9 protein-coding genes are annotated in these 11,309 nt (G+C 43.8%); all 9 read right to left on the reverse strand.

Annotation, left to right across the window (positions count from 1 at the left end; translation table 11 throughout):
• Positions 1 to 10: 10 nt before the first annotated feature.
• Complete coding sequence (locus OCV88_RS13585; protein WP_158425976.1) at positions 11 to 634, reverse strand: hypothetical protein; 624 nt, start codon at positions 632 to 634, stop codon at positions 11 to 13.
• A complete protein-coding gene (locus OCV88_RS13590; RefSeq protein ID WP_158425977.1) occupies positions 618 to 2,234 on the reverse strand; it encodes a VirD4-like conjugal transfer protein, CD1115 family in 1,617 nt (538 codons plus the stop codon). Before OCV88_RS13590 ends, OCV88_RS13585 begins: the two co-directional genes overlap by 17 nt.
• Positions 2,231 to 3,085, reverse strand: a complete 855-nt coding sequence (locus tag OCV88_RS13595) for a hypothetical protein (RefSeq protein ID WP_158425978.1) — start codon at positions 3,083 to 3,085, stop codon at positions 2,231 to 2,233. Before OCV88_RS13595 ends, OCV88_RS13590 begins: the two co-directional genes overlap by 4 nt.
• A gap of 122 nt (positions 3,086 to 3,207) precedes the next feature.
• Complete coding sequence (locus OCV88_RS13600) at positions 3,208 to 5,457, reverse strand: P-loop NTPase family protein (protein ID WP_158425979.1); 2,250 nt, start codon at positions 5,455 to 5,457, stop codon at positions 3,208 to 3,210.
• An 18-nt stretch (positions 5,458 to 5,475) separates the two neighbouring features.
• On the reverse strand, positions 5,476 to 6,699 hold the full coding sequence (locus OCV88_RS13605; RefSeq protein WP_158425980.1) for a TIR domain-containing protein: 1,224 nt from the start codon (positions 6,697 to 6,699) through the stop codon (positions 5,476 to 5,478).
• 25 nt (positions 6,700 to 6,724) lie between these two features.
• Positions 6,725 to 7,756: an asparaginase gene (locus OCV88_RS13610; RefSeq protein ID WP_262591339.1), complete on the reverse strand. Its 1,032-nt coding sequence runs from the start codon at positions 7,754 to 7,756 to the stop codon at positions 6,725 to 6,727.
• A gap of 84 nt (positions 7,757 to 7,840) precedes the next feature.
• Positions 7,841 to 8,482 (reverse strand): precorrin-8X methylmutase, encoded by a 642-nt coding sequence (locus OCV88_RS13615; protein WP_158425982.1) that lies wholly within the window; start codon positions 8,480 to 8,482, stop codon positions 7,841 to 7,843.
• A 132-nt stretch (positions 8,483 to 8,614) separates the two neighbouring features.
• A complete protein-coding gene (locus OCV88_RS13620; RefSeq protein ID WP_158425983.1) occupies positions 8,615 to 10,144 on the reverse strand; it encodes a cobyric acid synthase in 1,530 nt (509 codons plus the stop codon).
• Between the two features lie 96 nt (positions 10,145 to 10,240).
• On the reverse strand, positions 10,241 to 11,302 hold the full coding sequence (locus OCV88_RS13625; RefSeq protein ID WP_158425984.1) for a pyridoxal phosphate-dependent aminotransferase: 1,062 nt from the start codon (positions 11,300 to 11,302) through the stop codon (positions 10,241 to 10,243).
• Positions 11,303 to 11,309: the final 7 nt, after the last annotated feature.

Here is an 11,309-nt window from a genome sequence, read left to right on the forward strand (position 1 = left end):
CTATATGATATCAAAGTCCAAATATCTTCATATTGTCCTGGACTTTTTTCAAAAGCTGATCCGGCATTTCCGATATATGCTCCAGCAGAAACTGTACATACATCCCATATTCCTGCCATTTTCCCCCCTGCCGCAAAAGCTCTGCACTTTCCGAAAAATACTCCTCCGTCCAAAGACAGGACGGCACTGCTTTTAAAAATTCCTCCCAGACAGAACAGATACGTAAAACTGCTGTTTCTTCATCAAGCAGTCCCATATGAAGCAGCCGCACGCTGTTCCACACTTTATGAAAGACCCTAAGCCGATCTTTCTGCCCGGCCGCTTTCTTCCTGTACAGTCCGCACAGATAATCCCAGCCATAAGCAGGCTTTCGGCCTCCGGCAGTCTTCCGGAGCAGACAATAACGCCGGCGCACCGCAAGCAGCACCTCTTCGTCAACTTCATTCAGGACAGTATAGCACTTTCCTGCCAGTTCCATCCCCTGTTCAAGAATCCTTCTGTGGTTCAGCCGGGCTGCCAGCCCTAATAGCTCCAGGAAACATTCCTGCCAGTCAAATGCATCTGCCGGTGATTCCAGCTGTTTTTCTATCTTTTTTATGCAGCTGTAAACTTTTTGTTCATCCATTCTGCTCATAATTCATCAATATCCCTATCAGCTTCTCCATCTGATTCACAGATTTTTCCATCAGATCTTCTTCCCCGGAAGTCTTAAGATCTTTCTGGGCCTTTTTTGGTTTCTGACTATCACTGTAAAACAGCGGGCCCCGCTGTCCCTGTCTTAACTGACGGATTAAATGATCAAGAGAAAACAGCGCAGTCTCTTCTCTGTCTGTTACCGGAAGCGCCGGAGCCTCACAGAAGGGAAATTTATATTCTGAAATATCAGCCATCTGTGTCAGTATCGGATAATTTCTTCCTGCTAAGATCAGAGCCTCCCCCTTTTTTTTGCTTAAATGAAGCAGCTGAGAAGGGGAAATTAAAGGCCGGACACTGCCGTTTATGGTATATACATTACCGCACAGATTGCTGATTTCTGTTAAATGCTCAAACTCTTTGGAATTTAGATAAATCCAGTTCTCACAGTTGCTTGTAATGGTTCTGGCATTTTCACCATACAGCTTATTCAGCTGATACATACTCTGAATTACAAGAAAGAACCGGATATTTCTGCTTCTTGCCGCCGTTATCATAGCCTCCATATCCGGAATGGCGGGAATATTAGCAAATTCATCAAGAACAAAATTCAAGCGTCTTAAAAGTCCCATGGCCGGCTGTTTCTGCGCCTCTATAATCATCGTCTCATAACACTGCTTAATAAACAGTGTAGCCAGAAAATGAAAGGTGTTTTTTTCATCCGGAATCATAATGTAGACAGCCGTCTTTTCTCTGCTAATATCCTGAATCCGAAAATCACTGTCAGCCATCATGGAAATCAGATTTTTCTGCAATATAAAAATGCGCACCATAGCATGAAGAGAACTCATGATGCTGTCCTTTGTTTTTTCGGATGAAATCAGTACTCCCTCCAGATTCATACCGGCTACAGAGTCTGGATTGATAGAATCAAACAATTCATACAACCGGTTTTCCTCAATGGGTTTTCCATATTCCCCGCACAGTTTTACAAAGCTTCCCATATTAATCTCTTCCGGCCGTCCCGTCTCAAACAGGATCAAAAGCAGTGCCAGCGCCAGAGAAGATGCCTGCAAAATCCAGTAAATATCGACGGTTTTGCGCATGGAATCTGCACAGATGCTGTTTATAAGATCATTCAGCATTCCAACAGCCTCATCCTTTTTTCCGTCACAATACAGTTCATATGGCAGCTTTAACGGATTCCATCTGTCAGAATGCAGAAAATCCCGAAAATTAACAGCTACTACCCGAAATCCGTTTGCCTGGGCAGTCCCGGCAGTCTGCTGATACAGCTCTCCCTTTGGGTCCGTCACTACAAAAGACTCTCCGGCACTGGCCATCAAATGAATCATGGGCATCACAAACAAACGGCTTTTTTTAGAGCCTGTAGCGCCTAAAAGCAGCGTATGATTATCCTGGTGGTCTACATATGCTGTTCTGCCGTCGCTAAGCAGCGGAATACCGGCAGCCTCATAAGGTGTTTTTTCTATCTGGATTCTGACCGTATCCGCCATAATTTCCTCCGGCTCCGCCCACCGGCTCTCCTGATAAGGCATATGATAACGGTCATATCGGTAAGTATCTTTAATCTCTTTCATTCTGTTTCCTCCCCCCGCTGGCAAACAGGTTTCATATAATGACAAATAAAGGAGTCACCGCTGCCGGATTCCTGAAGCATTTCAGCCGTGATCTGTTTTTCTTCCAGGATCTTGCTGCTGTACAAATCATAAATCATTTCCTGGGCCATAAGGTTTATGGTATTATAACCGTCAAAATAGGGATTTGATTTCATTACTTCAATGGCATCTGTCAGTATTTTTCCCGCTTCTTTGCTGATGGAAATCCCATAAGACATACAGCGCCTTTCCAGATGCTGATACAAAACGCCGGTCTTTGGCAGAGCAATATGAATGGTTTTATACCTTAAATAATATGCAATCTGTCTGCATGCACGTTCTTCCGCTTTCACATCTGCATCCGCAATCAGCACAATCAGCCAGTCTTTTGTATTCTCAGACAAAAATTCCAGAAAGCGGTTCATATGGGGCTCTTTCATATGGGAAAGCCAGGGAGTAATATGTACAGCTAAAATCCCCCGGTAGTACTGGCGGTATCCGGCCTCATAAGAAAGACATTCAATCAAGCGTGTCAGCTCGCTAAAAGGCCCAGAAGGTTCACAATACCCCAGTTCAAATTCAATTACCTTTTTATTGCCGGAAAAATCCATAATCTGCCGTGCTTCCAGATACTGTGCAAGCAGACGCAGAACATATGATTTTCCTGTTCCGGCTCCAGAAATCCAGAAATAATCAGGAAGCAATATTTCCTGTTCCAGTGGAAAATGTCCAATATTATCCGCCAGCACTTCCCACTTTCTGACCTCCTGCTTTAACTCCTCCATTCCATTCAATTCCATAATCTGCTGATAATAGCGGTCCTTCTGTTCCATCCCCGTTCTCCTTTGTGTTCATCCCTCTATCTATTTATTATAGCAAAGTAAAACAGGCAGGCAACAGTTTCCTGTTGTTCCCGCCTGTTTTCTTTTTCCTGTTTTTATTGTTTTTTGTCTTTTCAAGTCTCGCCCCGGTCACTGCCCGCGTCCATCCTTCTTCCATACAGATATTCTTTTGTCATATGCGCCAGATAAGCGTATGCCACCAGAAGGAGCATCATAACCATCTCAACAAAGATAATATAGACAGGAAACCGTTGGTTGAAAATCCATAAAATCAGATGCAGCACGGCAAATGCCAGTCCCATCATCACACACTTCAGACCGTAATTGCGCATTTCCATCCTGCTGGCTTTCTGATAAGAATCATTCAAAAGCAACGCACAATTTCCTCCCATCAGTGCAAGCCCCAGACCGTAAAATAATAATCCGTGGGGATAACAAAACGTTGCAAAAACCGCAGCCACCATGATTACCGCAAAAATCACTTTACAAAGGGATTCCTTTCTGCCCCGGTAAAACTGTACGACTTTTTGATATACATTATAAATATAAAGCATACAGGCTTCCGTCATCAGCAAAGGTACAAACGTAAAGATTCCACCGTAAACATTTATTTCCTGCCATATATTCTGCCATGGATTCCAGGCAAAATGTATCATACCGTCCACTGCCGCTGCCAGCAGTGCAAACACAATATAAATAACTGTATAATATTTTGACTTCTGTACTTTTCTGCAGTGATTTCTCTTTTCTTCTATGTAGTTCTTTTTATTGGTGTCCAGATATTCCGCCATATAAATATCCAGTGCACTCTTAACATTTCTGTCCATATTAGAGTGACTGTAATTTAAAAAGGCCTGGGCCACAAAATCATGAGCAATCTCATATTCCTGATCGGAACGCTCAATATTTCTCCGGATCAGCTGCAGCTCCTCCATCTTTTCAATCATACGATTCACGGCTTTATGTCCATCTTTTGAAAACTGGTTTTCAAACAGTCCAAACTCAAGATCACGGCGTTTCATTACAACATGATTCAGCCGTGCCTGACTAAGCAGATATAAAATTCTGGATGCATTGAAATAGTCACCAGCCGCTGTAAGCTGTACATCAAAGTAATGATTTAACAGCTCGTAATCCTCCATTGCAAACACTTCCTTTAAAGCATCCTCGGACTGTTCTTTGACTTTTTTTTCATACTCTGCCATATGATACGAAATCTGCTGCTGAATCAACGGTTCCTGACGGTGCTTTTCATAGAAATCTCTTCCTGCCGCTCCAAATAAAAGCTCACATTTATTCTGAAGAACCGTGGCATTTTCTTCCGTTCCGTTACAGCGGACTTTCACTTCATTCTGATTTTCACAGTAATAAATGGTATTTCCCACCGGATCTAAAGCTGTATGCTCAGACCGCGTCCCCGGGTGCTCTAAGTGTACATGATAATTCTCTTTTATAAGCTCCTGCTGCCAGGTTACCGTCCGGCTAAACTGCGACGTGTTTAACACATGATAATTTTTCCTGTCATCTCTGATCATACTGGTAAGGCCGTTCAAAATGCCGGTCTGATCTTTGGAATCGTTATCTCTGGCGCCCTGTTTCATATTGTTAATATCAAACTCTTTCATAAAATCTGCCAGATACTCTTCTCTCATGGACAGAATCATGGCCATATTCTTTTTACTAAGAGAGGAAAGCAGCTCACGGACTTCCTCTTTTCTTGATTCCTCCAGGAAGAAAAAGCGTTCAAACTGATCAAATATAAAAACTAGTTTCTGTTTTCCCGCCTGCGCCAGCAGCTCCTGATCTAAATTGTTTCCAAAGCGCTGGGTCAGCGCAGTCTTCAGATTTGTATAGTTACCGGAAAAATCATAGATCTGATATCTGTCTTTATATTCCCGCTTAAAAAAGGAAAGTATTGTTGATTTGCCGCATCCGCTTTTACCGGTAAGGCAGATTGCCTGCTTTACACTGTTCTGCTGGAAAATCAGTGTTTCAAGCATCTGGTTTAAGTAACGCACTTCTTCTTCCCTGGAAAGAATATCTGTACTGTTTAACGATTCCTTTCCGGACAGATCATATAATCCCAGAAACTCAAAACCTTCCTGCCGCAGATACGGAACCACCCTGCTGTTATCTGAGGTGCTTTTAAACAGAGCCAGCCCCAGGGCTGCCGCTATCACAAGAATATCCAGAACAATTTTTACCGGCAGCGGGAAAGACTGTATTGGAATCTGTATCACCGCATCTATCATTACAGCGCAGACAAGAGCCGCCAGTATATAAAACGTACGGTTTTTCAGACCGTAAATATTATAGCCGGTTTTCTTTTTGATCTGAACATTTTTCATTTCTGTCCGTTTCATTCTCATCTTCCGCCTTTCTTATATCAATGTATCTTTACACCGTCTTAAATCATCTGCCGCTTCACTGATTCCATATTTCAAGGCCCGTTCATAACAGCTGATGGCATTTCTAAGATCCCGCATCCCAAACTCATACCGGCGGCCAAGGGCATACATTGCCATGGGCAGCGCCTGATCTCCGTATGCCACCTGGGAATAAAGATTCATAGCCTGCTGTGGATCCCGCGCTTCAATCATACTGGCGTAATTGTAAATTGCTGCCGGATATCCTGCGTCAGCGGCTTCCCGATACAATTCCTCCGCCCGCAAAAGGTCCTGATCTGTCCCCAGTCCGTTTCTTAACATCCAGGCCTGTGCATTTACAGCCGGAAGATATTTCTGCTCTGCCGCCTGTTCATAATATGTATACGCCTGCTCAAGCCGGCGCTTTTCTTCGCTTTCATTGCCAAGCTTATACAGCGCCGGTGCATACCCTTTACCGGCTGCCTCTTCATAGTACCGGAGGGCCTGCGCTTTTAACTCCAGTTTAAAATCTGCGGCGGATAAACCCCCTTCTGTTGAAAATCCGTATTCTCTCACCAGTGTTAAATCCAGCGAACATCTCTCATAAATATCCCCCAGATTGCAGGCCGCCGCAAGACTGCCATGCTCCCAGGCCGCCTTATAATACTCAAAAGCCCTTTTCATATTGGGTACCAGCGTCACCGACCCTTTTTCATACATAATGCCCAGTTCATTCATAGCTTTTGCAGAGCCCTTTTTGGCACTTGCTTTTAATTCTTCAATCTTTTTTTCTTCCCTGTCCGCATTTTTATCCGGCGTACATTTTAACCGCTGTTTTGCAATTTTTTCTACAACGGCATCGAAATATTCCATATTCGCGGAAACTCCGTTTTTATTCACAAGAGGCTTTAAGGATTCCGGCAGATGATCCGGGAACTCAAAATTCCGCATCATAATAGGCACTATATTTTTGCCGCATAAAAGTGCATGCTCAATTTCCCGTCGCACCCAGTCATCTTCATCATTCAGACACCGGTCAAGACCGCCTGGGGGAAGCACCAGCAAAACATCTTCACATTCTGAGATTACCTCAAGAAGTTTTTCGTTGAAGTCTCCGGAACGAAGAGACTCCACATCATAAAATACACGGTAGCCCATACGGACAAACCGCTCATGCAGCAATGCTGCCAAACTCTCACCGCCATCCCTGCGGTAGCTGATAAATATCTGATACTGCATATGTTGTCCTTTCTGCTGCAGAGAGCTAAACCAGGTCTCCTCCCAGACTGCCTGCCATCACCGAGGATAACTTCCTGCCCTCCCACAACGCCATAGATAGTTTCATATACGCAGCTATCGGTGAAATCTCCGGCAGTACGCAAATTCCCAGGCCGCTAAGAGGTTTGACACTCTCATACGTGTCCCCTGCTCTGGCTCCTGTCAGATAAACCGGTATCCCTTTTTTCCCTGCTTCTTCTGCAAAGTTCCGGAGCTGACAGGATTTTGTATTTATGGTTCCTGAATGATAGCTGCCAAGAAGAACAGCTTTTATATTTTCATTAATTGCAGGATAAACCATTCCCACATAAGGCCAAATCCATAAAACCCCGGACAACTCATCCTTCCATTTCCAGTCAAGGCAAGGTATTTCGTCTTCCTTTTCCCAATATCCCGGATTCTTAATAAAGCGCTCCGTTTTGGCTTTGGTACTTAAAAGCCCGCCAGCTTCAAACCGGCAGTTTTCAAATCTGCCATAGGGAACCTTACCGATACTGTAGAGTGCATCTTCATAGGGCTCATGGGGTAAAAGCCTGGTTCCTCTGTGAATTGCAGGCTCCTTGCCTTCATTTTTATAAGATACAAATACGCCCCTTCCTGCCTGACTGCGAATAAACTGTACCCCATAGTAAAAATTCTGCAGTCCATTGGCTTTTGGGTTTTCCAGAATATAATTGCTGGACACAAGCACAACAGGAACGGATGCATTTCCCAGCGCATATCCAAGGGCGCTGGCCGTATATTGCAGTGTATCTGTTCCATGAGTTACAATAATCCCGTCATATCCTTTTTGGATTCCCCTGCGGATGCAGGCAAGCAGTTCCCGGATATGGCGGCCATCCAGATTTTCACTGAGTGTCCGGTAAGGCTCTGCTGTTTCAAACCGGGTTTCATCCCCGGACATTTTGCGGTACAGCTCTAACAGCTTGTATGGTTTTGTTTCATCCGGTGAAAAATATCCGTCCGCTGCGGCGGAGCTTCCAATGGTTCCTCCGGTAAATATAACTAAAATTTTCATAAATGCCTCCGAATACATTTTTTCTTAGGATTTATCCAAAACACTGCTAAATATACATTATTTTCACAGGACGGAAACGAAAAATCAGTTCCGGTCTTTGCTGAGCATATACAAAAGCGCATTGCAGATACACGCCGCAATGTTACTGCCGCCTTTCCTGCCTTTTGCAATAATATACGGCACATCAGTCTCCATAATCAGTTCCTTGGACTGTACTACATTTACAAAACCAACCGGAACACCGATAATCAGCCGGGGCCGGATTTTTTCTTCCTGAATCAATTCGTACAGACGTACTAAAGCAGTAGGCGCATTTCCAACGGCAAATATCAGTTCTTTATCAAGTGCCGCAGCCTTTTCCATGCAGACGGCCGCCCTTGTAATTCCACGGCTTTTTGCCTCCTGGGCCACGTCCTCATCAGACATAAAGTTATAAACTTCACCGCCAAATTTTGCCAGCACTTTTTTATTAATACCGGATTTTGCCATCTGAGTATCCGTTACAATGCAGGCACCGTTTTGAATAGCCTTAAGAGCCAGCTGCACCGCTTCCGGGGAAAAACAAAGGGAGTCCGCATATTCAAAATCCGCACTTGTATGAATACACCGCTTGATAATCAGCTCCTGAGACGGAGCAAAGGTGCGCTCTCCCAGCTCTTCTGTAATAATCTCAAAGCTCCTCTTTTCAATGTCCTGTGGTTTAATATTTTCCAATTCTACTTTCATTTTACAATCCTGTTCCGAAAACGGCAGATAAGGTCCGCTTTCTGTAGTATGCTTTAATTTATAACTTTTCCTCACACTTTTTCAAACTTTTTTTGCCTGCAGCTTTTTATTTCTAAAATGCAGACCAATTCTTTAGATTCCCTGTTCTAAAATCTCATATATTTTTTCCATATCAAGATGCTTCCGGAGCTCTTCTGCCAGTATATTATACTGAGATTCCTTAAATTCTCCAAAATCAATCCCTGTAATCTGCGCCGTATCAATTCCTTTTTTCTTTCCCAGAGCCTGGACAATCTTTTTCGCTGCGCCATCTTTATCAAATACGCCATGGACATAAGTCCCGTATACATTTCCCAGGGCAGCCCCATCTGTTTTTTCTCCATAACCAGAATGATGATTTACAGCTTCCGCATAATTTTCCAGGGAAACTGCAGCTTTCGTCTGCTTTTTGGGCATACTGCTTCCCATATGGATTTCATATCCTTCCAGAGGTGTTCCGGAAAGATCAGCAAGGTCTCCCGGAAGATCTAAAAATGCCCCCCTAACCCTTGTTCTTGTTTTTTCCTGTTCAAATACGGTATCCATGGGCAAAAGTCCAAGTCCCTTCATACTTCCCTTTGCTTCTATGCCATGGGGGTCACTAAGTGTCTCCCCCAGCATCTGATATCCTCCGCATACGCCAAAGATCACTTTTCCCAGAGCAGCCTGCTTTAAAATTGCCGCCTCCATACCGCTTTCCCGAAGCCATTTCAGGTCATCCATGGTATTTTTTGTACCAGGCAGAAAGATCAGGTCCGGATTTTTCAAATCCGATACATGCTGTACATAGCGCAAAGATACACCGGGCATACTTTCGAATGGATTAAAATCTGTGAAATTCGAAATTCTTGGCAACCGTATCACAGCAAGATCAATCTGGCCCACCTCCTGATTTCTGTCAAAACGCTGGGTCAGGCTGTCTTCATCTTCTACTTCAATATTCATATACGGCGCCACCCCTACAACCGGAATTTTACTTCTTTCTTCCAGCATATGGATACCAGGATCCAGGATAGTTTTATCTCCCCGGAACTTATTTATAATAAGCCCCTTAACCATCCTGCGCTCGTCTTCTTCCAAAAGTGTCGTTGTCCCGATCAGCTGTGCAAACACACCGCCTCTGTCAATATCTCCCACCAGCAGTACCGGTGCATTGGCCATTTTGGCCATTCCCATGTTTACAATATCTTCCTGTTTTAAATTGATTTCTGCAGGACTGCCGGCTCCTTCTATTACAATAATATCATACTCTTCATCCAGCCTGCTATAAGCCTTCATAATTTCCGGAACAAGGCTTTTCTTTTTTGCAAAATATTCTCTGGCGCTCATATTTCCTATCACTTCACCATTGACAATTACCTGGGAGCCGGTATCATTGGTAGGCTTTAACAAAATCGGATTCATTAGAACGGAAGGCTTAATCTTGCAGCATTCCGCCTGCATCACCTGAGCTCTTCCCATCTCAAGCCCTTCTTCTGTAATAAAAGAATTTAAGGCCATATTCTGGGACTTAAAAGGCGCAACCTTATAGCCGTCCTGCCAGAATATTCTGCATAATCCCGCCGCCAGCAGGCTTTTTCCTGCATTTGACATTGTTCCCTGTATCATAATCGCTTTTGCCATGTTTCCCCCATTTCCCGAAAGAGCTTATCTGCATCTCTTCGCTTTTGTACGTGCATCTGCACACATTCTGCACCCGTACCGATTTATATTATTATTTTAAATACCACAATCCGCCGCTTCCTTCAGCACCTGTCTCATGCAGGAAACCAGTTTCTCATTTTCCCTGTGTGTCCGCACAGCAATCCTGTAATACCCTCCGGAAAGCCCCGGATAATTACTGCAGTCACGAAGCATAATTTTCTGCTCCAGCATACGCCTTCCAAGTCCTTTCGGCCCCCGGAAAAACAGATAATTTGCTCTGGAATCATAAACACGCAGTCCAAGTTTACATAATTCTCCTTTTAAATAGTTCCTCTCTGTTTGTACAAGCTTTCTGGCCAGATTTACATAATTTTCTTCCATTAAGGCCGCCACACCAGCCTCCTGAGCCGGAATCGAAATATTCCAGGGCTGCATCACAGAGTGCATATCCCAAAGAAACTGCTGATTGCTGCAAAGTCCGTATCCAAGCCTCAGCCCTGCCATGGCATACCGTTTTGTAAAGGCTTTTAAGATAAACAAGTTCTCAAACTCCGTAAGATGCGCCTTTTTTTCAGCCTTTTTCGGACACTCCAAAAAGTCCACAAAGCATTCATCCAGTACCAGAAAAACTCCACATTTTCTGCAGGCTTTTAAAATCTCATCCAGCAGCACCAGATCTATTAAAACTCCGGTTGGATTGTTTGGATTACATAAAAAAAGAATATCCTGTTCTGGGGTAATCTGTTCCAGAATTTTTTCGGTAACAGCAAACCCTTCTTCTTCTTTTAAATAAAAATATTCGATCTGGCATCCTGTGCTTTTTAAGGCCTGCTCATACTCTGCAAACGTGGGCACTGCCAGCAGCGCCTTTTTTGGCTTCTTCGCCCATGCAACAGCAAAAATCAATTCCGCGGCCCCGTTCCCACAGATAATAAATTCCCTGGGAAGCTGCTCATAGACAGAAAGAGCTGTCACCAGCTCCTCTTTTTTCACATCCGGATAATGTTCTATTTTATGCAAACCTTTTTCCGCCGCCTTTATCACTGATTCAGGAGTTCCCAAAGGGTTGATATTGGCAGAAAAATCCAGAATATCCGGATAACGATAAACATCTCCACCATGTATATGTTGATTCATTTTACTT

Source organism: Brotonthovivens ammoniilytica, from assembly GCF_025566885.1.
Taxonomy (GTDB): Bacteria; Bacillota; Clostridia; order Lachnospirales; family Lachnospiraceae; genus Brotonthovivens; species Brotonthovivens ammoniilytica.

What these genes read in the sequence shown, in the direction of transcription:
- OCV88_RS13615 (WP_158425982.1), bottom strand. Translation starts at nt 8,482, where the DNA reads ATGAAAGTAGAATTGGAAAATATTAAACCACAGGACATTGAAAAGAGG.
- OCV88_RS13625 (WP_158425984.1), bottom strand. Translation starts at nt 11,302, where the DNA reads ATGAATCAACATATACATGGTGGAGATGTTTATCGTTATCCGGATATT.
- OCV88_RS13585 (WP_158425976.1), bottom strand. Translation starts at nt 634, where the DNA reads ATGAGCAGAATGGATGAACAAAAAGTTTACAGCTGCATAAAAAAGATA.
- OCV88_RS13600 (WP_158425979.1), bottom strand. Translation starts at nt 5,457, where the DNA reads ATGAAACGGACAGAAATGAAAAATGTTCAGATCAAAAAGAAAACCGGC.
- OCV88_RS13610 (WP_262591339.1), bottom strand. Translation starts at nt 7,756, where the DNA reads ATGAAAATTTTAGTTATATTTACCGGAGGAACCATTGGAAGCTCCGCC.
- OCV88_RS13590 (WP_158425977.1), bottom strand. Translation starts at nt 2,234, where the DNA reads ATGAAAGAGATTAAAGATACTTACCGATATGACCGTTATCATATGCCT.
- OCV88_RS13605 (WP_158425980.1), bottom strand. Translation starts at nt 6,699, where the DNA reads ATGCAGTATCAGATATTTATCAGCTACCGCAGGGATGGCGGTGAGAGT.
- OCV88_RS13595 (WP_158425978.1), bottom strand. Translation starts at nt 3,085, where the DNA reads ATGGAACAGAAGGACCGCTATTATCAGCAGATTATGGAATTGAATGGA.
- OCV88_RS13620 (WP_158425983.1), bottom strand. Translation starts at nt 10,144, where the DNA reads ATGGCAAAAGCGATTATGATACAGGGAACAATGTCAAATGCAGGAAAA.